Annotated in this window: 28 protein-coding genes and 1 pseudogene; 12 read left to right on the forward strand and 17 right to left on the reverse strand. The window is 69.1% G+C overall.

The genetic code is table 11. From position 1 onward, the window contains the following. Window positions 1–528 carry a cupin domain-containing protein gene (locus FXO23_RS34705; protein WP_158890158.1) on the forward strand — a complete coding sequence of 176 codons (528 nt, stop codon included), beginning with the start codon at window positions 1–3 and terminating at the stop codon, window positions 526–528. Between the two features lie 102 nt (window positions 529–630). Continuing rightward, window positions 631–1,994 (forward strand): annotated as a pseudogene (locus tag FXO23_RS34710) (nitrate/nitrite transporter). A gap of 5 nt (window positions 1,995–1,999) precedes the next feature. On the opposite strand, the gene FXO23_RS34715 reads toward FXO23_RS34710, so the two are convergent. The 4 genes from FXO23_RS34715 to FXO23_RS34730 form a co-directional block, all read right to left on the reverse strand. Continuing rightward, entirely contained in the window at window positions 2,000–2,479 is a 480-nt protein-coding gene (locus FXO23_RS34715) for a carboxymuconolactone decarboxylase family protein (RefSeq protein ID WP_158890160.1), read from the reverse strand. A gap of 74 nt (window positions 2,480–2,553) precedes the next feature. Continuing rightward, window positions 2,554–3,447 carry an LLM class F420-dependent oxidoreductase gene (locus FXO23_RS34720; protein WP_158890162.1) on the reverse strand — a complete coding sequence of 298 codons (894 nt, stop codon included), beginning with the start codon at window positions 3,445–3,447 and terminating at the stop codon, window positions 2,554–2,556. 25 nt (window positions 3,448–3,472) lie between these two features. After that, entirely contained in the window at window positions 3,473–4,543 is a 1,071-nt protein-coding gene (locus tag FXO23_RS34725) for a methyltransferase (RefSeq protein WP_246258205.1), read from the reverse strand. A 39-nt stretch (window positions 4,544–4,582) separates the two neighbouring features. Then, a complete protein-coding gene (locus FXO23_RS34730; protein ID WP_246258206.1) occupies window positions 4,583–5,653 on the reverse strand; it encodes an acetylserotonin O-methyltransferase in 1,071 nt (356 codons plus the stop codon). A gap of 221 nt (window positions 5,654–5,874) precedes the next feature. Between FXO23_RS34730 and FXO23_RS34735 the strand changes: the two genes are divergently transcribed. Beyond that, window positions 5,875–7,017 carry a DegT/DnrJ/EryC1/StrS family aminotransferase gene (locus FXO23_RS34735; protein WP_158890270.1) on the forward strand — a complete coding sequence of 381 codons (1,143 nt, stop codon included), beginning with the start codon at window positions 5,875–5,877 and terminating at the stop codon, window positions 7,015–7,017. 10 nt (window positions 7,018–7,027) lie between these two features. Continuing rightward, a complete protein-coding gene (locus FXO23_RS34740) occupies window positions 7,028–8,023 on the forward strand; it encodes a methyltransferase (protein ID WP_218952236.1) in 996 nt (331 codons plus the stop codon). 6 nt (window positions 8,024–8,029) lie between these two features. On the opposite strand, the gene sigJ is transcribed toward FXO23_RS34740, so the two are convergent. Continuing rightward, complete coding sequence (gene sigJ, locus FXO23_RS34745; RefSeq protein ID WP_425484938.1) at window positions 8,030–8,986, reverse strand: RNA polymerase sigma factor SigJ; 957 nt, start codon at window positions 8,984–8,986, stop codon at window positions 8,030–8,032. An 84-nt stretch (window positions 8,987–9,070) separates the two neighbouring features. Between sigJ and wrbA the strand changes: the two genes are divergently transcribed. Then, the gene (gene wrbA, locus FXO23_RS34750) at window positions 9,071–9,679 is read left to right on the forward strand and encodes an NAD(P)H:quinone oxidoreductase (protein WP_179956969.1); all 609 of its coding nucleotides are present in this window, start codon (window positions 9,071–9,073) and stop codon (window positions 9,677–9,679) included. Window positions 9,680–9,810: 131 nt separating this feature from the next. Here the strand turns inward: wrbA and FXO23_RS34755 are convergent, their stop codons facing one another. After that, a complete protein-coding gene (locus FXO23_RS34755; protein WP_158890164.1) occupies window positions 9,811–10,458 on the reverse strand; it encodes a TetR/AcrR family transcriptional regulator C-terminal domain-containing protein in 648 nt (215 codons plus the stop codon). Window positions 10,459–10,523: 65 nt separating this feature from the next. On the opposite strand from FXO23_RS34755, the gene FXO23_RS34760 reads away from it, so the two are divergent. From FXO23_RS34760 to FXO23_RS34770, 3 genes are read left to right on the forward strand one after another with little or no spacing between them, the layout of a single operon-like run. Further along, on the forward strand, window positions 10,524–11,498 hold the full coding sequence (locus FXO23_RS34760) for a PDR/VanB family oxidoreductase (RefSeq protein WP_158890166.1): 975 nt from the start codon (window positions 10,524–10,526) through the stop codon (window positions 11,496–11,498). Window positions 11,499–11,529: 31 nt separating this feature from the next. Next, the gene (locus tag FXO23_RS34765) at window positions 11,530–12,228 is read left to right on the forward strand and encodes an MSMEG_1061 family FMN-dependent PPOX-type flavoprotein (RefSeq protein WP_158890168.1); all 699 of its coding nucleotides are present in this window, start codon (window positions 11,530–11,532) and stop codon (window positions 12,226–12,228) included. Window positions 12,229–12,254: 26 nt separating this feature from the next. After that, the gene (locus tag FXO23_RS34770) at window positions 12,255–12,944 is read left to right on the forward strand and encodes a class I SAM-dependent methyltransferase (protein ID WP_158890170.1); all 690 of its coding nucleotides are present in this window, start codon (window positions 12,255–12,257) and stop codon (window positions 12,942–12,944) included. 121 nt (window positions 12,945–13,065) lie between these two features. On the opposite strand, the gene FXO23_RS34775 is transcribed toward FXO23_RS34770, so the two are convergent. Next, complete coding sequence (locus FXO23_RS34775) at window positions 13,066–13,959, reverse strand: RNA polymerase sigma-70 factor (RefSeq protein ID WP_158890171.1); 894 nt, start codon at window positions 13,957–13,959, stop codon at window positions 13,066–13,068. Window positions 13,960–14,124: 165 nt separating this feature from the next. Here FXO23_RS34775 and FXO23_RS34780 point away from each other — a divergent pair, with 165 nt between their 5' ends. Continuing rightward, window positions 14,125–14,610 carry a carboxymuconolactone decarboxylase family protein gene (locus FXO23_RS34780; RefSeq protein WP_158890173.1) on the forward strand — a complete coding sequence of 162 codons (486 nt, stop codon included), beginning with the start codon at window positions 14,125–14,127 and terminating at the stop codon, window positions 14,608–14,610. Between the two features lie 58 nt (window positions 14,611–14,668). Here FXO23_RS34780 and FXO23_RS34785 read toward each other — a convergent pair whose 3' ends face one another. From FXO23_RS34785 to FXO23_RS34800, 4 genes are all read right to left on the reverse strand, one after another. Further along, window positions 14,669–15,229, reverse strand: a complete 561-nt coding sequence (locus FXO23_RS34785) for a DUF305 domain-containing protein (RefSeq protein ID WP_246258207.1) — start codon at window positions 15,227–15,229, stop codon at window positions 14,669–14,671. 87 nt (window positions 15,230–15,316) lie between these two features. Further along, entirely contained in the window at window positions 15,317–16,801 is a 1,485-nt protein-coding gene (locus tag FXO23_RS34790; RefSeq protein ID WP_158890177.1) for a CoA-acylating methylmalonate-semialdehyde dehydrogenase, read from the reverse strand. Window positions 16,802–16,833: 32 nt separating this feature from the next. Further along, window positions 16,834–17,673: a 5-deoxy-glucuronate isomerase gene (gene iolB, locus FXO23_RS34795; protein ID WP_158890179.1), complete on the reverse strand. Its 840-nt coding sequence runs from the start codon at window positions 17,671–17,673 to the stop codon at window positions 16,834–16,836. Next, window positions 17,670–18,539, reverse strand: coding sequence for a Cgl0159 family (beta/alpha)8-fold protein (locus FXO23_RS34800; RefSeq protein WP_158890181.1), 870 nt, complete (start codon window positions 18,537–18,539; stop codon window positions 17,670–17,672). The genes iolB and FXO23_RS34800 overlap by 4 nt, the downstream gene beginning before the upstream one ends. A gap of 113 nt (window positions 18,540–18,652) precedes the next feature. On the opposite strand from FXO23_RS34800, the gene FXO23_RS34805 reads away from it, so the two are divergent. Next, window positions 18,653–19,438 carry a GntR family transcriptional regulator gene (locus FXO23_RS34805; RefSeq protein WP_158890183.1) on the forward strand — a complete coding sequence of 262 codons (786 nt, stop codon included), beginning with the start codon at window positions 18,653–18,655 and terminating at the stop codon, window positions 19,436–19,438. 19 nt (window positions 19,439–19,457) lie between these two features. On the opposite strand, the gene FXO23_RS34810 is transcribed toward FXO23_RS34805, so the two are convergent. Then, window positions 19,458–19,922: an SRPBCC family protein gene (locus FXO23_RS34810; protein ID WP_158890185.1), complete on the reverse strand. Its 465-nt coding sequence runs from the start codon at window positions 19,920–19,922 to the stop codon at window positions 19,458–19,460. Window positions 19,923–20,158: 236 nt separating this feature from the next. On the opposite strand from FXO23_RS34810, the gene FXO23_RS34815 reads away from it, so the two are divergent. Both FXO23_RS34815 and FXO23_RS34820 read left to right on the forward strand, forming a co-directional pair. After that, window positions 20,159–20,476, forward strand: coding sequence for an SH3 domain-containing protein (locus FXO23_RS34815; RefSeq protein WP_158890187.1), 318 nt, complete (start codon window positions 20,159–20,161; stop codon window positions 20,474–20,476). Between the two features lie 273 nt (window positions 20,477–20,749). Continuing rightward, window positions 20,750–21,505, forward strand: coding sequence for an SDR family oxidoreductase (locus FXO23_RS34820; protein ID WP_158890189.1), 756 nt, complete (start codon window positions 20,750–20,752; stop codon window positions 21,503–21,505). A 5-nt stretch (window positions 21,506–21,510) separates the two neighbouring features. Here the strand turns inward: FXO23_RS34820 and FXO23_RS34825 are convergent, their stop codons facing one another. Genes FXO23_RS34825 through FXO23_RS34845 form a run of 5 tightly spaced genes read right to left on the reverse strand, consistent with a single transcriptional unit; the run spans window position 21,511 to window position 24,278 of the window. After that, window positions 21,511–22,386 carry a LysR family transcriptional regulator gene (locus FXO23_RS34825; protein ID WP_179956970.1) on the reverse strand — a complete coding sequence of 292 codons (876 nt, stop codon included), beginning with the start codon at window positions 22,384–22,386 and terminating at the stop codon, window positions 21,511–21,513. Between the two features lie 34 nt (window positions 22,387–22,420). After that, window positions 22,421–23,014, reverse strand: coding sequence for a TIGR03086 family metal-binding protein (locus FXO23_RS34830; protein WP_158890191.1), 594 nt, complete (start codon window positions 23,012–23,014; stop codon window positions 22,421–22,423). 52 nt (window positions 23,015–23,066) lie between these two features. Beyond that, the gene (locus FXO23_RS34835) at window positions 23,067–23,534 is read right to left on the reverse strand and encodes an SRPBCC family protein (protein WP_246258208.1); all 468 of its coding nucleotides are present in this window, start codon (window positions 23,532–23,534) and stop codon (window positions 23,067–23,069) included. After that, window positions 23,531–23,887, reverse strand: a complete 357-nt coding sequence (locus FXO23_RS34840; RefSeq protein ID WP_158890195.1) for an ArsR/SmtB family transcription factor — start codon at window positions 23,885–23,887, stop codon at window positions 23,531–23,533. Before FXO23_RS34840 ends, FXO23_RS34835 begins: the two co-directional genes overlap by 4 nt. A 22-nt stretch (window positions 23,888–23,909) precedes the next feature. Next, on the reverse strand, window positions 23,910–24,278 hold the full coding sequence (locus FXO23_RS34845; protein WP_158890197.1) for a VOC family protein: 369 nt from the start codon (window positions 24,276–24,278) through the stop codon (window positions 23,910–23,912). Window positions 24,279–24,341 lie beyond the last annotated feature (63 nt).

Consider the following 24,341-nt stretch of genomic DNA (forward strand, 5'->3'; position numbering starts at 1 on the left):
ATGGACGGCCTGGTCATCCCGCCCGGCGAGGGGCGGAAGCTGGTCACCAAGGCGCAGGAAGTCACCTTCAAGGTCACCGGAGCGCACGGGGGCTTCGCCTCCTGCTTCGAGGTGCTGGTTCCGCCCGGTTTCGATGTGGGGGCGCATACCCACGAGGATTCCAAGGAGTTCTTCTACGTCTTGGAAGGCGAGCTGGACCTCTTCGCGTTCGAGCCGATCAAACGGACCGAGGAAGGGTGGCAGGACTGGGAATCTCCGGACGGGGAACGAGTCATCCGGGCGGGTGTGGGTAGCTGCATGTTCGTCCCGCCCGGATGCCCGCACGCGTTCACCAACCCCACCGACAAGCCCGCGCGCATGCTGTTCCAGAGCTACCCGGCGCCCGATCACGAGCTTTACTTCGAGGAGATCGTGGAGATCTTCGCGGCCGGTCGATCGGTGGATTCCGGCGCCGTGCAACGGCTGCGCGACCGTTACGGCATCACCCAGATCACCCCGCTCCGCTACGGACCGCCCTCCCCCGCATAGGAGCACCGCGACCAGGGCGACCCACCCGCCGTCCGCACGATCGTTGACCGGTTCGTTAGTACGCCGTGACAGCATCCGGGAAAAGCCTCGGAGGGAGTCGGAGTGATCACCACCGCGAAACCAGGGAAGAAGCGGTGGATCGAGCATTGGGATCCCGAGGATGAGGGGTTCTGGGAGAGCACCGGGAAGAAGATCGCCCGGCGGAATCTGGTCTTCTCGATCTTCGCCGAGCATGTGGGGTTCTCGATCTGGACCTTGTGGTCGGTGATGGTGTTGTTCATGGGCAAGGACTACGGGCTGTCGCCCGCGGACAAGTTTCTGCTGGTGTCCACGCCGACTTTGGTGGGTCGGTGCTGCGGTTGCCGTACACGTTGGCGGTGGCGAGGTTCGGGGGCCGGAACTGGACGATCTTCAGTGCCGGGATGCTTTTGGTGCCGACGGTGCTGGCGGCGATCGTGATGCGGCCGGGTACCCCGTTCTGGGTGTTCCTGCTGGTCGCGGCGGTGGGTGGGGTCGGGGGTGGGAACTTCGCCTCGTCGATGACCAACATCAACACCTTCTATCCGGAACGCCGCAAGGGCTGGGCGCTGGGGCTGAACGCGGGGGGCGGGAATCTGGGGGTGGCGGTGATCCAGCTGGTCGCGCTGCTGGTGCTGGGCACCGTGGGTGCGGCGACGCCGCGGCTGGTGTTGTGGATCTACCTGCCGTTGATCGTGCTGGCGACGGTGGGTGCGGCGTTGTGGATGGACAACATCGCCAGTGTGCGTAACGACAAGCGGTCGATGCGGGAGGTGGTCAGGGAGCCGCAGGCGTGGGTGATGTCGTTTCTCTACATCGGCACGTTCGGGTCGTTCATCGGTTACAGCTTCGCGTTCGGGCTGGTGCTGCAGAACCAGTTCCACCGCAGTCCGGTGCAGGCGGCGGCGGTGACCTTCCTCGGCCCGCTGCTGGGTTCCCTGTCCCGCCCGCTGGGCGGCAAGCTGGCCGACCGGGTCGGTGGGGCGCGGGTGACGCTGGCGGTGTTCGTGCTGATGGCACTCGGTGCCGGGCTGACCATCGTGGCCTCCAACGCGCAGTCGCTGGGCCTGTACACGCTGGGTTTCATCGTGTTGTTCGTGTTGTCGGGGATCGGTAACGGCTCGACCTACAAGATGATCCCGGCGATCTTCCGGACCAAGGCGGCGCTGGCGATCGACGCGGGCGCGGACCAGGCGGGCGAGCTGCTCAAGGCGCGGCGGCTGTCCGGTGCGCTGATCGGGGTGGCCGGGGCGGTCGGGGCGCTGGGCGGGTTGTTCATCAACCTGGCGTTCCGGGCCTCGTTCCAGAGCTTCGGCTCCGGGGACATCGCCTTCTACTCGTTCCTGGCCTTCTACGTGGTGTGCGCGGTGACCACCTGGGCGGTGTACCTACGCGGCGAATTCGCCCGCTCCTCCCAGCAGGTCGCCCTCGCCGGGGTGGGGGTGTGACGTGGTCAGAGGAGTGCCTGGCCGGGCTGGTAGCTGCCGTCGGCGGGGTTCTGGACGATGACGTTCACGCGGTTGAAGGCGTTGATGATGGCGATGGCGGACACCAGCGCGGCGAGCTGTTCCTCGTCGTAGTGCTTGGCGGCGTTCGCCCAGGCCTCGTCGGTGACACCACCGGCCGCGTCGGCGATGCGGGTGCCCTGCTCCACCAGCTCCAGGGCCGCGCGCTCGGCATCGGTGAAGACCGTGGCCTCCCGCCAGGCCGCGACCAGGCTGAGCCGCAACGCGGTCTCCCCGGCGTGCGTGGCTTCCTTGGTGTGCATGTCCACGCAGAAGCCGCAGCCGTTGATCTGACTGGCGCGCAGCCGCACCAGTTCCTGCGTCGTGACCGGCAGCGTCGAGTTCGCGACCACGTTGTGCGCCGAGGTGAGGTACTTCAGGACCTTGACCGCGCCCCGGTTGCCGAACAGGTTCAAACGAGCGTCCATGGTTGGGCTCCTCCGCACATCGCTGACTGGTTACACACCTCTGACGAAGTAGCCCGGCGAGATGTGAGGGTCGGTCAGAAGCGGTACATGGCGCTGGCGACGTCCTTGAGGAACTTCCGTTCCGCCCCGGTCGGGAGCATGATCACGACGCGATCGGCGCCCGCCGCCAGGTAGTCGTCGAGCCGATCGAGGTGGGCGAGGAAGACGGTGATCTCCATGTGCCCGCGGCCGGACGCGGCGGCACGCTCCTGCAACTCGGCGATCCGGGCCCGGAAGAAGCCCATGTCGTCGTGGTGACCGGGCATCCACCCGTCGCCGAAGGCCAGCACCCGGTCGAGCACGGTGGGGCCGTCCCCGCCGACGAACACCGGCGGCCTCGGCTTCTGCAGCGGTTTCGGCCAGGAGTAGAGGGGGTCGAACCGGACGAACTTTCCGTGGTATTCCGCTTGGTCGTTCGTCCAGATCCGCTGCATGGCCTCCATCCGCTCGGCCATCAGCGTCATCCGGGTACGGTAATCGGTGCCGTGGTGGCCTATCTCCTCGCGATTCCACGGCGAGCCGACCCCGACCCCGAACAGCAGCCGCCCCCGCGACAACTGGTCGAGGGTGGCGACCTGCTTGGCCAGCCAGATGGGATCCCGTTGCACCACAACGCAGATCCCGGTGCCGATCCGCAAGGTCGAGGTGACGGCGGCCATCGCGGCCAGCGTCACGAACTGCTCGCGGTTGCGGTAGAAGTCGCGGGGCATATCGCCCCCGGCTTCCTCGAATCCCTTGCTCAGGTCCTTGCGTTCCGCGATGTTGGCGGTCTTCTCGTTCCCGGCGCCGAACGGGATTCGGCGGGTCACCGGCACGTGGCTGTGGTCCTGTACGAAGATCGACTCGATACCGAGCCCCTCGGCCTCGCGGGCGAGCTCGAGCGGATCGAGGCCCTCGTCCGAGTTCATGGAGAACACACCGAACTTCATTCTTCTTCCCCGTCCGCTCGGCTGATCATGCGGTCTTCGTCGCGCACAGGACGGCCGGAATCGGGATGACGTCCGGGGGGATTTCGGCGGAATCCCTGGTGATCGCCTTGGTGACCCGGAATCCGCATTCTTCCAGCCAGGTCCGGTAGGTCGAGAGCTTCTGCGGCCCGCCCTGGCCCATGGTGCAGCCGATGAAGAAGGCCGGGAAGAAGTCGACGTTGTAGTTGTCGGTGTCCTTGATGTTCTCGGGGTACACCGGAACCATGACGTTGACCTGCCCGCCGACCTCCAGCGACCGGTTGACGCCTTCGAGGATCCGGACCACGTCACTCTTGTCGAACATGTCCAGGAAGTGCTTGATCAGCACGATGTCGAAGCCTTGGGGAACTCCTTCGAAGACGTCCCCGCCGATGAACGTGCAGTGTTCGGCGACGCCGTGTTCGCGGAAGTTCTCCAGGCATTCTTCTTCTTTTTCGGGCAGGTCGAAGGTGGTCACCTTGAGTCCCGGCGATTTCTTCAGTTGGTAGGTGTTGATGGCGCCGAGGCCGGTGTTCCCGGCGAGGTCGAGCACTCGGGAGCCGGGTGGGATGTCGACGTGGTCGAAGAACCACGGATCGATGCGGGCGGTGACGGTGTCCATCAAGGTCGCCCAGGACTCGCGCAGGTCCTGGTGTTCGGCCACGGCGCCGTACAGGGTTCCCTCGTAGCCGTAGAGTTCTTTCAGGCCGACGACCCCGCCGGTCCGGACGCTGTCGGTGAGGTAGAACAACTGCCTGAGCGCGACGACCTTGATCATGTTCAGGTAGGTGAGCGCTCGCCGCAGGTCGGCCTTCGCGACGCTCGCGAGGGCGTCGAGGGAGTAGCCGCCGGAGGTTTCGTCGTAGGCGAGGAGGCCGTCTTTGACCGGCAGGTGCAGGAGTTGTTCGACGGCGTCGGGTTTGGCGCCGATGGCGGCACCGAGCTTGGCCGCGGTCATGCCGGGGCTTTCCCGGAGGGTGTCGATTATGCCGAGTTCGAAACAGGACAGCACGTTCATGAATCGCGCGGGTCCGACCATGTATTCGCGAAATCGCGCGAGCGTGGCTTCAGGTGTCATTCAACTAATCCCTTTTATGACTGCCGTGCGGTCAGCTGATCACGCGGTTTTCGTCGCGCACAGGATGGCCTGCAGGGGGAGTGCGTCCGGCGGGATGCCGGCGGGGTTCTCGACGGTTACCTTCGTCATCTCGAAACCGCATTCTTCCAGCCAGCCCCGGTAGGTCGAGAGCTTCTGCGGCCCGCCCTGGCCCATGGCGCAGCCGAGGAAGAACGCGGGGTAGAAGTCGACCGAGCGGGAGTCGAAGTCCCGGACGTTGTCCTGGTACACCGGAACCAGCACGTTGACCTGCCCGCCGACGTCCAGTGCCTTGTTGACGTTGCTGAGGATCTTGGTCGCCGCGTCCTGGTCGAACAAGGTCAGGAAGTGCTTGATCAGCACGATGTCGAAGCCGTGGGGGACTTCCTCGAAGACGTCTCCGCCGATGAAGGAGCAGTGTTCGGCGACGCCGTGCGCCCGGAAGTTCTCCAGGCATTCCTTTTCTTTTTCGGGCAGGTCGAATGTGGTCACCTTGAGTCCCGGCGATTTCTTCAGTTGGTAGGTGTTGATGGCGCCGAGGCCGGTGTTGCCGGCGAGGTCGAGCACTCGGGAGCCGGGTGGGATGTCGACGTGGTCGAAGAACCACGGATCGACGCGGGCGGTACCGAGGTCCATCCCCGTCGCCCAGGACTCCCGCAGGTCCCGGTGCTCGGCCACGGCGCTGAACAGGTTCCCGTCGAAGCCGTAGAGTTCTTTCAGGCCGACGACCTCGCCGGTGCGGACGCTGTCGGTGAGGTAGAACAACTGCCTGAGCATGAGCACCTTGACCAGGTCCAGGAAGGTGAGCACTCGTTCGAGGTCGGCCTCGGCGACGTCCGCGAGGGCGTCGAGGGAGTAGCCGCGGGAGGTTTCGTCGTAGGCGAGGAGGCCCTCTTTGACCGGCAGGTGCAGGAGTTGTTCGACGGCGTCGGGTTTGGCGTCGACGGCGGCACCGAGCTGGATCGCGGTCATGCCGGGGTTTTCCCGGAGCGTGTCGATTATGCCGAGTTCGAAACAGGACAGCACGTTCATGAATCGCGCGGGTCCGACCATGTATTCGCGAAATCGCGCGAGCGTGGCTTCAGGCGTCATGCGCTGATCCCTTCGAGTCCCGTCGAGTGCCGGCGCCGAGCATCGGTCACCGGACTTGGCCGGGACTGTGCAGCGGGTTGGCGTTGGCTTGGCGGCCCCCGCTGGAAGGGTGGCGGCAGCGCGTGCCTCGAGCCCGCGCCAAGGGGGCGCCAAGCCGATGGCAAGCGGGATGAATTCCCATCAAGGAGCAGAACGTGAAGCGTAGCGGGGAGGTGACCACGATGGACACGATTCCCCTGGTGCACGCGAGTTTGGGGGAGCAGGAGCTGGCGGCCGTGGCGGAGGTGTTCCGCTCGGGCTGGCCGGCCGGTCAGGGGCCGCGGGGGCCCGCGCTGGAGCGGGAACTCGCCGAACGTTTCGGGGTCGACGGCGCGGTCGCGGTGAGCAACTGCGGCGCCGCGCTGCACTTGGCCCTGCTCGCGCTCGGCGTCCGGCCGGGCGACGAAGTGATCGTCGCCGACTACACGTTCCCGGCCCCCGCGCACGCGGTGCGCTACGTCGACGCGGTCCCCGTCTTCGCCGACGTGCGTGCCGACACCGGCACCGTGGACCCGCAGGCGGTCGCGGACCTGATCGGTCCGCGCACGGTGGGGGTGATCGCGGTGGACACGGTCGGTCTGCCCGCCGATTACGCGGACCTGAAGTCGATCACGGACCGCTACGGGCTCTTTCTCGTCGAGGACGCCGCCTGCGCGGTGGGCGCCACCTACCAGGGGCGCCCGGCGGGTGCGCTGGCGCCGGTGGCCTGCTTGTCCTTCCACGGGCGCAAGGGGATCACCAGCGGTGAGGGCGGCGCCTTGCTCACCACCGATCCGTCGCTCGCGGCGGACGCGAGGCTGCGGTCGTCCTTCGGCATCGAAAGCATCTTCGAGCAGGCACGGGTCATCGGCCTGCCGATCCCGGAGTTCACCGAGATCGGCTACAACTACAAGCTGTCCGACATCGCCGCCGCGATCCTGCGGGTGCAGCTGGGCCGGATCGACGCGCTGCTGGACCGCCGGCGCGCGTGCGCGGAGCGCTACCGCGAACTGCTCACCGGCGAAGAACTCCTCACGCTTCCGCACGTGCCGACCGACCGCACCCACGCGTGGCAGTCCTACCTGGTGACGCTGGATCCGAGCGTCGACCGCGCCGGGGTCGCCGCCGACCTCCGGGCGCGGGGCGTCGGCTGCGGGCACGGCACCTGGGCGTGCCACCTGCAACCGGTCTACGAGACGAAGCAGCAGTGCCCGGTCTCGGCCGACCTCTTCCAGCGCACGCTCGCCATCCCCATGCACGCCGAACTCGGCATGAACCAGATCGAACGGGTCGCGGAAACCCTGCGCGGCTCGGTCCGGACCCATGCGAGTCCACACCGGACCTAGAAAGGACAGCATGCAGAACACACCGACGCCGGATCGGATCATGCGACTGGTCAACGGCTACTGGGCCACCGGCATCCTCGGCGCGGCGGCGAGCCATTCGCTGTTCACCCACCTCGAAGCCGGTGCGGACACCGCCGACCGGCTGGCCGCCCGGGGCGGGATCTCCGAGCGGGGCGCGCAAACCCTCCTCGACGGGCTGGTCAGCCTGGGCCTGGTGGAACTGCGCGACGGTCGTTACCGCAACACCGCCGAAGCCGCCGCCTTCCTGGTCGAAGGCAAGCCCGCCTGCTTGAGCGACTTCGCCAAACTCAAGCTGGCCCACATGGGCGACCTGGCGGCCCTGCCCGAGGTGGTCCGCGCCGGGGGGCCGGTGACGGACGCGACGGTGGAGGTGGCCGACAACCCCCACTGGGAGAAGGTGGTCCAGGCCATCGCCGCGCAGTCGGTTCCGGTCGCGACGATCGCCGCCGACCTGCTGCGCCTGGCGGAGGCCGGGGAGATCTCGATCCTCGACGTGGGCGGTGGCTCGGGCATCTACTCGGCCATCTGGCTCGAGCTCAACCCCGCCGCCCGCTCGACCCAGCTCGACTGGGGGCCGATCAACGCGATCGCCCGCCGGTTGGTGGCCGAGCGAGGCGTGGCCGATCGATTCACCTGCATCGACGGTGACTTCCACACCACCGGCTTCGGCACCGCCGCCTACGACTTCGCGGTGTACTCCCACATCGCCCACCAGGAGGGCGCGGCGGACAACATCGCGATGTTCACCAAGCTCCGGGACGCCCTCAGGCCCGGCGGCACGTTGGTCATCAACGACTACATCGTCGACGACGACCGGAGCGGCCCGCCCTTCCCGCTGCTCTTCGCCTCGGAAATGCTGCTCAAGAGCAAACAGGGCGGGACCTGGCGGCGCGCCGACTACCACGCCTGGCTCACCAAGGCCGGCTTCGAAGACGTCTCGTTCCAGCCCACCCCGTCGCCCGCGACCTTGGTCTTCGCCCGGTAGCGAGCCTCAGCGGGTCGGCGCCGGGCTGGCGGCTCCGGTCCAGGCCCGGAGCTTCTCGGGGTTGCGCACCGCCCAGATGTGCCTGATCCGGTCACCCGCCACGTCGAACGCCAGCACCGTCACGGTGACGCCCCCTTGCCGCACCACCAGACCGGGCTGGCCGTTGACCGTGCGCTCCAGGATCGTCAATTCGGGGGCCCTGCCCGCGATGCCGGCGAAGGCGCGCGCGACCCGCTCGCCGCCTTCGACGGGGTGGAGTTCGGCGCTGGCGAGGCCGCCGCCGTCGGCGACCGTCGTGGCCTCGGGGTCGAGGAGGCCGATGAGGGCGTCGATGTCCTTGGCCGCCCAGGCCTGCTTGAAGTCCCGGACGATGTCCGCGCGCTGGGCCGCCGGAGTCGCGGGCCCCTGCGACGCGCGGATGCGGCGGCGGGCCGAGGAGGCCAGCTGACGGCATGCCGCCGGGGTCCGGCCGACGATCTCGGCCACTTCCGCGAAGGAGTAGTGGAAGACGTCGTGCAGGATGAGCGCGACGCGTTCGGCCGGGGTCATCGAGTCGAGCACGACGAGGAACGCCATGTTGATCGACTCGTCGAGGGTGACCCGGTCGGCCGGGTCGGCCGTGCTCCCGGTGATCCACTCCGCGTGATCGGGCAGCGGCTCCGGAAGCCATTCGCCCACGTACCGCTCCCGCCTGGCCCGCGCCGAGCCGAGCAGGTCGAGGCAGATGCGGCTGGCGACCGTCGTCAGCCAGCCGCCGGGGGATTCGATGGCGCCCTGCTGCTGGCGCGACAGGGCGTACCAGCGGGCGTACGTCTCTTGCACGACGTCCTCGGCGTCGGCCAGCGAGCCGAGGAGCCGGTACGCGAGATTGATCAGGTGACGCCGCTTGCCCAGGATCGTGCTCAGGCCCGGTTCGCGCTGGTCTTCTTGCGTGTTAATGGTGTCGCCAACTCCCTTGGTCACGCCTGTGGTGGGCGGTCACCTCACAAAGCGGGGGATTGCGTCGTCGTAGTACTGGAGAACCCCGCGAAAGAAGGAAAACTGATCATGGATCCCGTGAACGTCGCAGTCATATATTACAGCGCCACCGGCACGGTGCACGCCCTGGCGCAAGCCGCCGCCGAGGGTGCGGAAAAGGCCGGCGCACACGTGCGGCTGCGCAAGGTCGCCGAAACGGCGCCACCCGAGGCGATCAGTGCCAACGAGGCCTGGAGCCAGCACGTGCGGGACACCGCCGAGCTGGCCCAGCCCAGCCACGACGACCTCGAGTGGGCCGACGCGGTGCTGTTCGGCACCCCCACCCGCTTCGGCAACCCGGCCAGCCAGCTCCGGGCGTTCATCGACGGCACCGGCCCCCTGTGGTTCGCGGGCAAGCTCGCCGACAAGGTGTACTCGGCGTTCACCGCCAGCAACACCCCCCACGGCGGGCAGGAGTCCACCCTCCTGGCGCTGGCGAACACGTTCTACCACTGGGGCGGCATCATCGTTCCCCCCGGTTACACCGACCCCGTCCAGTTCAAATCGGGCAATCCCTACGGCACCTCCCACGTGGCCGGCGGGGGCAAGCCCGGCGACGTGGCCCTGGAAGCGGCCCGCTACCAGGCCCGGCGCGTCGCCGACACCGCGGCGGCGCTCAAGGCCGGTCGCGCCGCCTAGCCCAGCCCCCTCGGGCCGCCGCTGACCTCGCGTCGAAAGGTCGGCGGCCCGGGGTGGTGCCACCCTCGGCCCGCGGTCGCGCCGAGCGGAGGGCGGCTTCAGGTCGCGGACCGCCGGATCGTTGGCGTGGGTCACGCGAGTTCGGCGCTCAGCCCGGCCAGCAGGATGCGCAGTCCGAAGTCGAAGCGCGCGTCGAAGTCGACGATCAGTTCGACCGGAGCGGCCGCGAGGCAGGGATACCGGCCGCCGCGCAGCGAGGCGGTGAGCGTTTCGATCTCGCCACCGGTGGCGCCTTGCTGTTCGAGCACCTCGCCCAGGACGAAGCTGAAGATCGTGGTGTTGGCCCGGAGCGCGGTGTCGCCCGGGAAACCGGCGTCCCGCATGCTCGCCAGCATCGTTTCGGCGAGGGTCAGCGTGTGCTGCTTGGCCGTGTAGGTGCCGCCGACGATGCGGGCTCCGTCCCGTTGCGCCAGCAAGGTTTCCCGCATCGCCCGCGCGAGGGCGGCGGCGCGGCCCGCCCAGTCGGCTTCGCCGTCCTCGCGCACCCGGGCCAGCACGCCGCCCAGGACCGTCTCGGCCATCTCGTCGAGCAGGGCCTGCTTGTTGTCGAACAGCCGGTAGATCGTCGGCAGTTGCACGTCCAGGCTCACGGCGAGCCGGCGCATGGTCAGGGACTCCAGTCCGCCGGAGTCGACCAGCGCGAGCGCCGCGCGCGCGACCGTCTCCACCCGCAGTGCCGTCTTGCGTCGAGTCCGGGTTCCGTCCGCGTTCGTTGACACGTTAACGATGTTATCACTACATTGGATTTATTGGTGATAACTTTGTTAACACAGCAGGGGTGATTATGACGAGTGCGGCTCCGGCCCGGCCCGGTACCGGGGCGGTCGAACTCCCGATGGTGGTGCGCCAGTTGCGGTGGGAGGCCGCGGGTGTGGTCTCGGTCGAACTGTGCGCGGCGGACGGACGGGACCTGCCCCCGTGGCGCCCCGGCGCGCACGTCGAACTGGTGCTGCCCACCGGGATCGCGCGACAGTACTCGCTGTGCGGGTCTCCGGAGGACCGGTCCGGTTACCGCATCGGGGTGCTGCGCGAGCGGGCCAGCCGCGGCGGGTCGGAGTACGTGCACGCGTTCCTGCGCCCGGGCCAACCGGTACGGGTGCGCGGCCCGCAGGACAACTTCGGCTTCCACCCCGCCCCGGCGTACCTGTTCATCGCGGGCGGAATCGGGATCACGCCGATCCTGCCGATGGTGCGGCAGGCCGCGCACCAGGGGGTGCCGTGGCGGCTCGCGTACGGCGGTCGCGCGGCGGCCTCGATGGCGTTCCTCGACGAACTGCGGCCGTACCAGGAGCAGGTGTGGCTCTACCCCGAGGATCGGGTAGGCCGGATACCGCTGAACGAATGGCTCGACCAGCCACGTCCCGGCACCGCCATCTACGCGTGCGGTCCGGAGCCGTTGCTGGCCGCGGTCGAAGACGGCGCCGCGCATTGGGAGCCCGGCGCCGTGCACCTGGAGCGGTTCAAAGCCCGCCCCAAACCGGCCCTGCCGAACACCGAGATCGAGGTGGTGTGCGCCAGGTCGAACCGCACGGTGACCGTGCCCGCCGACCGCAGCGTGCTGAGCGCGCTCGAAGACGAGGGCCTGCCGGTGACCGGCTCGTGCCGGGAAGGTGTCTGCGGCACCTGCGAGACCCGGGTGCTCGAGGGCGTTCCCGAGCACCGCGACGACATCCTCTCCGCGGAGGATCGCGCAGTCGGTGACCGCATGTTTCCTTGCGTGTCCCGCGCCCGCGGCTCCCGGCTGGTGCTCGACATCTGACGAATTCCCAGTGGTGACAAGGAGAACGACGATGAGCGTGGACATCGGAAATGCCCGCGGGGCGGCCCCGGAGCGCACGGCGGCCGACGACTACCGGCCGATCGACATGGCCCGGGTGCGGGAGGTCCTGGGCTACCCGCCGCCGTTCATCGCGGACAAGAAGGAGCCCTACCTCGGCGAGTTCGTCACCCGGTTCATCGCGCACAGCACGTTCTTCGTCCTGGCCACCGCCGACGAGACCGGGCAGCTGGACGCCAGCCCCAAGGGCGATCCGCCGGGGACGGTGCGGGTGCTGGATCCGTGGACGCTGGCCATCCCGGACCGCCCCGGCAACAAACTCGCCGACACGTTCGAGAACCTCACCCGCAACCCGGCCGTGGGCCTGGTGTTCTTCGTGCCGGGGCTGCGCGAGACCGTGCGCGTCAACGGCAACGCGTTCGTCACCGACGACCCCGAACTGCTGGACCGGCTCGGCGCCGAGGGCAAACCGGCCGTACTGGCCACGATCGTGCGGGTGCGCGAGGTGTTCTCCCAGTGCGGCAAGGCGGTGATCCGCGCGAAGCTGTGGCAACGCGACGAACGCCACCTCGCCGACGCGGTCACCCTGGGCAGCGACTTCTACACCATGACGATCGCGGAGAACGCCGGGAAGATGGCCCGCACCCTCGGCGACCAGGTCGGTGGCCTGGGCGCCACCGTCGAACAGCTCTACCAGCGCGACCTGTACTGACGCCGGGGCGTCGTAAGGTGCCTGGTATGGATGATCGACCGATGACGGTGGCGCAGATCAACTACCGGCGGCATGCCGAGGTACTTGAGCGGATGGGTAACCGGGAGCGGTTCACCCATATCTTCCGGGCCAACCTCTGGGGCTCGGAATCGGTGTCCGGTTCGGGTTCGGAAGCCGAGCAGACCCGTGAGCTGCGCACGCGGCTGCCGGAGCTGCTCGCCCGCTTCGGCGTGCGCACGCTGCTGGATCTTCCGTGCGGTGACTTCGGCTGGCTCAGCGGCGTGGATCTCGGTGTGGACAAGTACATCGGGGCCGACATCGTGGCAGAACTGGTGACGCGGAACGCCGAGCGGTACGGGGACGGCGGCGCGCGGGAGTTCCGGACGCTCGACCTGATCGGGGACCCGCTGCCGCGGGCGGACGCGGTGCTCTGCCGGGATTGCCTGGTGCACCTGAGCAACGCGGACATCGGGCGCGCGGTGAGCAACCTGCGGCGCAGCGGTTCCCGCTACCTGCTGACGACGACGTTCGTCGAGCTGACCCGCAACTCCGACATCTCGACGGGGGATTGGCGGCCGCTGAACCTGTGCCGGGAACCCTTCGGATTCCCCGAGCCGTTGGCGGTGCTCCTCGAAGGCTGCACCGAGAACGACGGCGCGTATGCGGACAAGGCACTCGCGCTGTGGGAGATCAGCACGCTCCCCGGCCCGTCGTGACGAGGCAGGCGACCGACCGGGCGCCGGGCACGCGAGTCCCCCGTTTCGGTCTACCGAGTTCCCCGTTTCGGTAGGCGAGTTCCACACCCGGGCGCGCGTACCCCACGCGGCATTTCCGGATTCAGCGGCGCAGGACGGTCTCCCGCTGCAGATGCGACAGTTTTTCGGGATTGCGCACGGCGTAGAGCCCGGTGATGAGGCCGTCGTCGATGCGCAGCGCCACGACGGTGTCGAGTTCGCCGTCGAGCCGGAGAATCAGGGCCGGGTAGCCGTTGACCTGTACCTGCTGCAGCGACGCCGCGTCGGCGATCCGGCCCAGCCCGGCGGCCAGCACGCGGGCCACCCGGTCGGCCCCCACGATGGGGCGCAGCACGGCCTGCTTGACTCCGCCGCCGTCCCCCAGCAGGACGACGTCCGGAGCGAGGATGTCGAGCAGGCTCTGCAGATCGCCGGTCTCGACCGCCCGCTGGAACGCGTCGAGCGCGCCCCGGGTCTCGGCCGGTGAAACGACCCCGCGCGGGCGGCGCGCGGCGACGTGCGCCCGCGCCCGGTGGGCGATCTGGCGGACCGCGGCGGGGCTCTTGCCGACGGCTTCCGCGATCTCGTCGTACCCGAAGTCGAACACTTCGCGCAGCACGAACACCGCCCGCTCGGTCGGCGCGAGGGTCTCCAGCACCAGCAGCATCGCCATCGAGACGCTGTCCGCCAGCTCGACGTCCGCGGCCACGTCGGGCGCGGTCAGCAGCGGCTCGGGCAGCCAGGGGCCGACGTAGGACTCCTTGCGGCGGCCCAGCGTGCGCAGCCGGGAGAGCGCCTGGCGGGTGGTGATCCGGACGAGGTACGCACGCTGGTCCCGCACCGTGTCGAGATCGACGTTCGCCCACCGCAGCCAGGTCTCCTGCAGGACGTCCTCCGCGTCGGCGGCCAGGCCGAGCATCTCGTAGGCGACGGTGAACAGCAGGTTGCGGTGGGCGAGGAACGCCTCGGTGGCGGGGTCCGGGCGGTCTTCGGCCATGGTGGCTCCTGTTCGTTCTCGACGGTGTCACCCAACAGACGCCGGGCTTCGCTGTTCTGTGACAGTGGCGACCCGCCCGTGGCGTACGTCACGTGCTGTCACAAGGACCGGTCCCCCTGGCATCTCGTGTTCGTTCAGTGCGAAACCACGAGTGAGGACGAAGTCATGGACGCCCGATTCAACCTGTTCGACAACGAGCTCGCCGTCAAGTTCGGCAAGCGGTTCGCCAACGCCAGCCTGGTGATCGGCCAGTCGTCGCTGCCGAAGGCCACCCAGGAGCTGGTCTCGCTGCGCGCCAGCCAGATCAACGGCTGCGGCTTCTGCACCGACATGCACACCAAGGATGCCGCGGCCGCCGGCGAAACCCCGGTCCGGCTCAACCTGGTCGCCGCCTGGCGCGAGGCCACCGTGTTCACCGAGGCCGAGCGGGCCGCGCTGGCGCTCGCCGAGGAGGGCACCCGGCTCGCCGACCATCACCACGGCGTGTCCGACGAGACCTGGGCCCAGGTGCGCAAGCACTACGACGACGACCAGATCGCCGCGCTGGTCTCCCTGGTCGCCTTGATCAACGCGGCCAACCGGCTCAACGTGATCGTGCGCAACCCGGCGGGTTCCTACGAGCCCGGCATGTTCGCCGACATGAAGAGCTGATCGGCTGGCGAATCCGGGGGTCGCGAGTGGACAGGGCGGTCAGCACCGCCCTGTCCATTCACGACCGGGCGAGCTGTTCGTTGATCGCGGCGACCTGCTTTCCTTGCTCCGCAACGATGTCCTGCGCCAACGCCTTGGTCTCCGGGTGTTGCCCGGACGCCAGGACCGTCGACGCCATGCCGACCCCGTTGCGCAGGTGCTTGGCCATCGCGGTCAGCCACCTCCGGTCGAAATCCGTGCCCGAACTGTTCTCCAGTGAGGCGATCTCGCCCGCCGAGAGCATTCCCGGCATGGCGTGCCCGGAATGCCCGGTCCCGGCGGGCACCTCGATGTTCCAGGCCCGCAGCCACCGGGACATCGTTTCGATCTCGGCGGTTTCCTGGCCGATGATCTCCCCGGCCTCGGCCTTCACGAACTCCGAGATTCCCCGCTGCACGGCCAGTTCGGCGATCTGGATCGACTGCCGGTGGTGCGGGATCATGTCCTGGGAGAACCGAATGTCCGCCTGGTTGGCGCCGGATGCGTTCGGCGCCGCCGGATCGGCGGCCTCGGTCATCGAACATCCGGACAGCGCGCAAGCCACCAAACCGATCAGCACCGCCAGCGTGTGTCGTAGCACGGGACCTCCGTCGTCCATCACTTCCCGACAAACGGGGATACGGATCCGCGCGCCGAACGGTTCAAGCGGACGACGAGGGTGGAGTCGTCACCCGGCGGTCGGGAAGGTGAAGGCGGCCTCGGTGTGCGGCCAGCGGGTGGTCACCACCTTGGCCCGGGTGTAGAAGCGGACGCCCTCGGGGCCGTGGATGGGGCTGTCGCCGATGAGGGAGTCCTTCCAGCCGCCGAAGGAGTAGTACGACATCGGCACCGGGATGGGCACGTTCACGCCGATCATGCCGACCTTGACCTCGCGCTGGAACTTGCGGGCGGCCTCGCCGCTGCCGGTGAAGATGGCGGTGCCGTTGCCGTAGGGGTTCGCGTTGATCAGCGCGATGGCCTCGTCCACCGTGCCGACCCGCACGATGCCGAGCACGGGCCCGAAGATCTCCTCGCGGTAGGCGTCCATCTCCACGGTCACGTTGTCCAAAAGGGACGGTCCGACGAAGAAGCCGTCCTCGTGGCCGGCGACCGTGTGGCCGCGGCCGTCGACGACCGCGGTGGCGCCCTGCGCGATGCCACCCGCGACGGCGTCGATCACCCGTGCCCGCGCGGCCGGGGTGACCACCGGGCCCATGTCGCTGGTGGCGTCGTCGCCGGGGCCGACCTTGACCTCATTGGCCTTGCGCTTGAGGATTTCGACCAGTTCGTCTCCCGCGTCACCGACGGCGACGCCGATGGAGATCGCCATGCAGCGCTGCCCGGCGGAGCCGAACGCGGCGGCCGTGAGGTGGTTGGCGGCGTACTCGAGGTCGGCGTCGGGCAGCACGACGGCGTGGTTCTTCGCGCCGCCGAGGGCCTGCACGCGTTTACCGGTCGCGGTGGCGCGTTCGTGCACGTACTTGGCGATCGGGGTGGAGCCGACGAAGGAGACGGCGGCGACGTCGGGGTGCTCGAGGAGCGCGTCGACCGCGGCCTTGTCGCCGTTGACCACGTTGAACACGCCGTCGGGGAGCCCCGCCTCGGCGTAGAGTTCGGCGACCAGGCGGGAGGCGGAGGGGTCGCGTTCGCTGGGTTTGAGCACGAACGTGTTGCCGGTGGCGAGGGCGATCGGGTGCATCCACAGCGGCACCATGATCGGGAAGTTGAACGGCGTGATCCCGGCGACCACGCCGAGCGGCTGCCGGAAGTCGTGCACGTCCACGTCCCGGGAGACCTGGTCGGAGAAGCTGCCCTTCAGCGCGTCGGCGATCCCGCACGCGTACTCCACGACTTCCCGGCCGCGCACGATCTCGCCGCGCGCGTCGTCGATGACCTTGCCGTGCTCGGACGAGATGATCCGGGCCAGCTCGTCCTCGTGCCGCACCAGCAGCTCGCGGAAGGCGAACATCACCTTGGCCCGCTGCGACAGCGACGAGTCCCCCCACGACTGGAAGGCCTTGCTCGCGGCCGCCACCGCGGTGTCCACATCGGACGGTTCGGCGAGCAGCACTTCGGCCTGCTGCCGCCCGGTGGCCGGGTCGTAGACCCGCGCGGTGCGGGTCGAGCCCGCCGGGGTCGCGGTGCCGTCGATCCAGTGTTCGATGGTTTTCACGGGCCGTCCTTCACAGGTAGTCGTGGTGAGTCTCATCGGCGGCTGCCGAAGGGCAGGCGCGGGTCGACGTCCTGCGACCGCCAGGTCTGGCGGACCCAGCCGTGGGCCGGGTCGTCGCAGATCAGCCACGCCCGCTCCGGGCCGGGACCGGCCATCACGTTGAGGTAGTACAGGTCGTAGCCCGGCGCGGCCATCGACGGCCCGTGCCAGCCGTGCGGGATCAGCACGACATCGCCGGACCGGACCTCGGCGAGCACGTCGATCGGGCGGTCCTCGGTGCCGTAGACCCGCTGATAGCCCATCCCGCCCGCGGCGACCTCGAAGTAGTAGATCTCCTCCAGTTCGCTCTCGCCCTCGCGGGCCTCGTCGTGCTTGTGCGGCGGATACGACGACCAGTTCCCGCCCGGGGTCAGCACCTCGCACACCAGCAGCTGATCGGCCTCGAAGGTGTGCGGCAGGCAGTAGTTGTTGACCTGGCGGCTGCAGTTGCCCGCGCCGCGCAACTCCACCGGGACGTTCTGCACCGGGCCGTAGCGCGCGGGCAGCCGCTTCGAGGTTTTCGCCGAGGGCAGCGCGAACCGGCCGGAGCCGGTGATCACCGCCTCGGCATCCCTTGGCAGGTAAGCGAAATCGGTGGGGGAGTCGAAGACCCCGGTGCGCCCGGCGAGTTCGAACGTCTCGCCGTCCACCCGCACCGCGCAACCGCCGGACAGCGGCAGCACCAGCGTCTCCGCGTCCCCGGTGGTGAGCGTCCGCGTGCCGTCCAGCTCGAGCACCCGCAAGCCGGAGTGGCCCCACCCCGCGGACTCGGGCGTGATCACCAGGCTGAACGGTCCTTCGGCGGTACTCCCCGCCTCGCGGTACCACGTCATAGCAACCCCACTGCCGTATCGACTGCCTTCGTGACATCCCCATCGTGCGGGTAGAGCAGCGATCGCCCGACCACCAGGCCCTGCACGGTCGGCAGCGCGAGCGCCCGCTGCCAGGCGGCGAACGCCGCGTCCGGATCCTTGACCTCGCCGCCCAGCAGCACGGTCGGCAGCGTCGTGGACGCCAGCACGCGGTCCATGTCGTCGACCACCGGGAGCTTCAGCCAGGTGTAGGCCGACGCCCGGCCCAGCCCGGAGGCGATGGTGATCGAGCGGATCACCGCGTCCGGGGAGAGGTCGTTGCGGAGGCGCCCGTCGACCCAGTTCGACAGGAACGGCTCGACCATCGCGATCAGCTTCCGGTCGGCCAGTTCGTTGATCGCCTTCGCGGTGTTCTCCAGCACGGCCGGGGTGGCCGGATCGGTCAGGCAGATCCGGGTGAGCGTCTTGCCGCCGTCGAAGCGCATCCGTTCGATCGATTCGGCGTCGTAGCAGGCGAACCGGTCGTCGATCTCGAAGCTCGACCCGGCGAGGCCGGTGCGGTTCATCGAGCCGATCACCGTCTTGCCCTCGAGCGCGCCGAGGAGCAGCAGGTCGTCGAGGATGTCCGCGGTCGCCAGCACACCCGTGACGCCGGGCCGTTCCAGCGCCAGGCAGAGCCGGTCCAGCAGCTCACCGCGATCGGCCATCGCCAGCGGATCCCCGCCGACCCCGTTCGCGCCGCGGGCCGGGTGGTCCGCGGCGATGATCATCGTCCGGCCCTTGTCGTTGAACGGCGACTTCGCCACCACCCGGTTGGCGGCCGCCGCCGCGACCGCCTCCGGGTCGCGTACCCGCTTCGCGACGATCCGCCGCACTGTGTCCGACACCTGAGTTCCTCCCGGCTCGCACCCAGACGCTCTCAACCCCGGCGGACTTTGTCAAGACATATGGACATTACGTCATACTGACCGGGCGGACCGGTCCCGGTAGGCTGCGCGTGATGAGCCCAAGTCCGCCGCGCGAGGCACGCCCCCTGGGCTGGGACCCGGTCAGCGAGATCGTGGTGGATCCGGCCAGCCCGGAACCGCTGTACTTCCAGGTCGCCCGGCAGCTGCGTGCCGCGATCGAGGACGGCCGGCTGCCGACCGGCGCGCGGCTGGCCAACGAGGTGGACCTGGCGGCGGGGCTGGGCATGTCGCGGCCGACCATTCGCCAGGCGATCCAATCCCTGGTCAACCAGGGACTGCTCGTGCGCAAACGCGGGGTCGGCACCCAGGTCGTCCGGACCAAGGTCGCGCGCCCGCTTCGCCTGAGCAGCCTGTTCGACGACCTGGCCGCCCTCGGCGACAAGCCGGAGTCCGCCGTACTGGTCAACCGGGTGGAGCCCGCCGACGCCGACGCGGTGCGATGGCTCGAGACCCCCGGCCTGACCCGGGTCCGGCGGCTGAAGCGAGTGCGTTCGACCGGCGGCGAACCCCTCGCCTTGATGAACAACTACCTGCCCGACGGCATCATCGATCCGACCGACGACGAGTTGCGCGACAAGGGCCTCTACCAGCTGCTCCGGTCCGCGGGCGTGCACCTGCACGCCGCCCAGCAGGCCATCGGCGCGCGGCTGGCCACCGAAGAGGAGGCCGAACTGCTGTCGGAGGAGCCGGGGGCGGCCCTGCTCACGATGCGGCGCACCACCTACGACGACACCGGCCGGGTCGTCGAATGCGGCTGGCACGTCTACCGGGCCTCGCGCTACTCGTTCAACCTGTCCCTGGCCAACGGCCCGCGGTAGCCGCCCCGAGTTCCCGCGATCACCGACGTGGTCCCGCGTGTCGCCGGGACAGCGCGGTGTCGGCGACGTCCAGGATGTTGCCGAACGTGCGGGTGAGGATCGGCCGGGCGATCAGGCGGGTGAGCAGGGCGCCGAGCAGGGGGACGCGAATCTCGGCGCGGGTGGTCCATTGGACGCGGGTGCCGCCGTCGACCTCGGTGAAGATCATCCGGCCGAGCTCGTGGCGGGCGGGGGGCAGGCATCGCTCGACGACGTACTCGGTGGCGTGCGGCGGGTCGTAGCGGGTGATGCGCTCGCGAAACCAGCCGACGAGCCAGAGGTGACCGCGGATGGCGCCGACGCCGTAGGGCGCGTCCTCGCCGTGCCGGGCGAGCCGGCAGCGCAGCACCAGCGGCGAAGCGGTGTAGTTGGTGGTCGTGGTGAGCCAGGTGAACACGTCGTCGATGGGCGCGTCGATGACGCGTTCGACGGTCATGGTTTCCATGGCGGGGGCCTCCTCTGCCGAACGGATTTCGCGGACACTCGGAAGACCACACCGCACCGGCGCAGCGTGACAATCCGCCGCTGTGTTCCGCCCCACAACCCGGGGCAAGGCGTGCCCGGGCGCCCGCGGCGGCCGTTTCATCGGAATTTCATCACCGCTCGCTAGCGTGCGCCGGGAATTTGATCGCGCGGTATTCCGGTAATCGCGAATATCGCCCTGGAGAATATGGAGAACTAGTGCGCAAATTCGCTGCGAAGGTGGCGCTGGCCGGCCTGACCGCCGCCTTCCTCGGGGGAACGGTCCTTTCCGCGCAGGCGCAGGCGGACCAGGTCGCGGCGGGAGTGCCCGGGCGCTTCATCGCCGACGCCGACATTCTGGCGGCCCCGGACGGGGCGTTCGTGGGCAAGGGCTGGAACGGCCAGCCGGTCACGATCAACTGCCAAACTCCGGACGGCAACTGGTGGAACCTCAACGCCCCCGAAGCCGCCGGCTGGGTGTGGCAGCCGGGCCAGGTGCTGCGCGAGTGGGCGACCCCCGAGCCCCCGAACTGCTGACCTTGACATCCGGATGTCAGGCGCGAGTTGCACACTCGGGCACGCGAGTTGTCCGTTTCAGGGAAGCCGATCGATGCCGCGGGGTGGTCCCGAGTGTGTATTTCGGTTGCCCGAGTGTGTAGTTCGCTTGCTTGAGTGTGGAGTTCGGCGGCCGGAACGTCCCGATCTGGGGTCATCCAGTTCTCTTGTGGGCCGACAGGAAGTTCGTGTTTTCCTTGGCCCGCTTCGCGCTCATAACGTCATTGGGGACACCGGAATCGAGGAGAGGAACCAATGACCAACCATTCGTTGCGCGACAAGGTCGCCGTCATCGCCGGTGGCGCGAAGAACCTCGGTGGCCTGATCAGCACCACGTTCGCCGCCGAAGGCGCCAACATCGTCCTGCACTACCACGGCGACGGTACCCGCGACGACGCCGAGAAGACCCTCGACGCGGTGCGGCAGACCGGTGTGCGGGCGGTCGCCGTGCAGGGCGACCTCACCCAGGTGGCCGATGTGGTGCGCCTTTTCGACGTCGCGATCGACAGCTTCGGCGGCGTCGACGTCGCGGTGAACACCTCCGGGCGGGTCCTCCGCAAGCCGATCCTGGAGACCACCGAAACCGAGTACGACGAGATGTTCGCCATCAACGCCAAGGCGGCGTACTTCTTCCTGCGCGAGGCCGGTAAGCGGCTCAACGACGAGGGCAAGATCATCAGCCTGGCCACCTCGTTGCTGGCCGCCTACACCGACGGCTATTCCACCTACGCCGGTGGCAAGGCGCCGCTGGAGCACTTCGTGCGCGCGGCGTCGAAGGAGTTCGCCCCGCGCGGCATCTCGGTCAACAACGTCGCGCCCGGCCCGATGGACACCCCGTTCTTCTACCCGCAGGAAACCCCGGAGCGGGTGGAGTTCCACAAGTCCCAGGCGCTGAAGAACCAGCTGACCCAGATCGAGGACATCGTGCCCCTGATCAAGTTCCTGGCCACCGACGGCTGGTGGATCACCGGGCAGACGCTGTTCGCCAACGGCGGTTACACCACCCGCTGACCCGGTCAGTCCGCCGCGGTGGCCAGGAAGGCGTCCCGCGCGCTGGAAGTGCTGTGCTCCAGCCACATCGCCTGCAACGGCACGAACACCGCGGGCTCCAGGTCGAGCACCGTCACCTCCCCGTCCGCGGCGGGTCCGGGCGGGGAGGTCACCAGGGCGAAGCAGTCGTTGCCCTGCACGGCGGTGACCGGCGGGGTGCCCTGCACCGGGTTGATCTCGTACTCCGGCTCGAACCCCGCGCGGCGGCATTCGCCGAGCAGCAGATCCGTGTATCCCGAACGGCCCGGCGGCGCCCACACCATCAGCCGCTCGGCCGCCAGGTCCGCCAGGCTCAGCCGTTCCCGCCCGGCCAACCGGTGCCCGGCGCGCACGGCGACGCGCAGCCGGTGCCGGCCGATGGTGGCCGAGGTCAGCCCGCGCGGCGGCGAGAACACCCGGCCGAGCGCCACGTCGAGGTCCCCGGCGAGGATCTGCTCGGGCAGGGACGCCGGAAAGAGCTGCCGCACGGTGACCGAGATTCCGGGATCCGCGGCGCGCAGCTTGGCCAGCAGGCTGGTGACCTCCTGACCGGTGATCGCCGGGGTGTGCCCGATCCGCAGCAGGTCGTCCTCTTCCCGGCCGACCCGGCGGGCACGCAGCAAGGCCGCCCGCGCGCTCGCCAGCAGCGGGCGGGCATCGCCGTACAACGCGTGCCCGGCGGGCAGGACGACGGTTTGCTGACCGCCGCGGTCGAACAGCGGCGTGCCGACATCCCGTTCCAGCGCGCGGATCGACGTGCTCAGCGCCTGCTGGCTCAGGTGGAGCCGCGCGGCGGCCCGGGTGAAGCTGAGTTCCTCCACCACCGCGACGAAATGCTCGAGCTTGCGCAGGTCCAGTGCCACGTGACCACCCTCCACCGGCAACCTTACGTTCCGGTCAGGGGCGGCGGCCGACGAAGCAGAGGAACTCGGTCTGCGGATCGGCGCCGGGCGGCGGGGTCACCTTCGGGCCGAACGCCCAGGGCTGGCGGAACAGTTCGTCGAGCGGTTCGAGGTGTTCGTGGACGTGGGCGACGACCTCCGGGTCGAGCCGCTCGTCCAGCCCGGTGGCGCGGGCGAGGTCCCAGGTGTGGATCAGGGCGTCCTCGGGGAACAGGTCGAACATCGACGAGAACGGCTGCGGGCCCATCGGGGTGGGGAGCGGGGTGCTCGCGCAGCCGGGGTCGTCGATCGCCGCGGTGAGCCCGTCGGCGATTTCCCGCCACGCGGCCGAAAGATCCGCGTCCGCGGCCACTTCGGGTATCGAGCCCATCTCGGCGAGGCCGACGCCGTGCCGGGCGGCGGGCTCGGTCTTGGTCACGGTGGCGAGCATGCGCCGCTGTTCGTTGATGACGTGCGCGACGACGTCCCGGGCGGTCCAACCGGGACAGGGGGAGGGCGCCGACCAGCGGTCCTCCGGTACGGCTTCGATTCGGGCCAGGAATCCGTCGGCGGTGCGCCGGAACCGGTCGGCGTGGGCGGACAGGGGCATGCTGCATCGGCCTTTCAACGGGTGCGTTCGGCGTGGTCGCCGCCGATTCGCGTTACGAGTGGGATTCGCGCTCGCCGGAAACGTCGTCGAGCACCTTGGTGAACCGCCGCAGCACGTGGCTGCGCCAGCCGCCGTTCATGATGCGCCGGGACAGTTGGTGCGTGGGATTGTCGGGATCGAAACCGGCGTGTTCGAGCAGCAGCCGGGTGCCGTGCCCTTCGGCCTGCAGGCTCCAGGTGACGGTGCTGCTGAACGAACCGGGGTTCTCCGCGTCGGTCCAGCTGATGCGCAGCCGCTTCTCGGGGATCAGTTCGAGCACCTCGCAGGCCACCACGCCGGAGAAGTCGACGGGACCGATGGGCACCGAGCGCAGGGTGAACCGGTGGCCCAGCCGGGGCCGGAAATCGTTGGGCATCAGCCAGCGCGCCATCAGGTCCGGTGTGGTCAGCACGCGCCAGACCCGGTCGACCGAGTGCGGGAAGAACTGGTCGACGCGGATGGTGGTCAGGTCGCCGGTCACGATCGCCCTTCCGCTGCCGGGTCGTCGAGATCGTCCAGCACTTCGCCGATGGCGGCCAGCCGGTCCCGCCAGAACCGCTCGTACGGGGTGAGCCATTCCCGCAGTTCGTGCAGCGGACCGGGATCGACCGCGTAGTAGCGGTGGCGGCCCTGCCTGGTCTCGGTGACGAGGCCGGAATCGCGCAGCACCTTGAGGTGTTCGGACACGCTCGGCCGGGCCATGTCGAACCGGGCGGCGATGTCGCTCACCGTCCGCGGCCCGTGCAGCAGGAGGTCCAGCACGTCCCGCCGGGTCGGGTTGGCCAGCGCCCCGAACACGTGGTCGGTCGGCGAACTCTTGGCGCGGTGCGGCACGAAGAACCTCCCCTTCCCCGCGTCAGTCCCGCGACGCGGCCGCCAGGACGAAACCGTTGCCGTCCGGATCGGCGAAGGTAGCCTGGCGGCCCCACGGCAGCTCGCGGGGGCCCTCGACACTCACCCCGGCCGCGCGCAGTGCCGCCACGTCCGCGTCGAGGTCCGCCGACTCCAGGATCACCCCTCGCGAGGAACCGGCCGCCATACCGGGAAACGGCTTGTGCAGCACCATCGAGGTCTGCGCCCCCGCGGGCGCCACCTCCAGCCAGCGGTTCTGCTCCATCCGCACGTCCGCCCGCACCTCGAAACCCAGATCGTCCACATAGAACGATCGCGCCCGGTCCTGATCGGACACCAGCACGGTGATCGTCGTGATTCGCGAAATGTTCATACCGCCACATTAGGTAGGAAAACTCCTACCTGTCAAGCGTAGGAGTTCTCCTACCTAACGTGG

It is taken from the genome of Amycolatopsis anabasis (assembly GCF_009765355.1).
GTDB lineage: Bacteria > Actinomycetota > Actinomycetes > Mycobacteriales > Pseudonocardiaceae > Amycolatopsis > Amycolatopsis anabasis.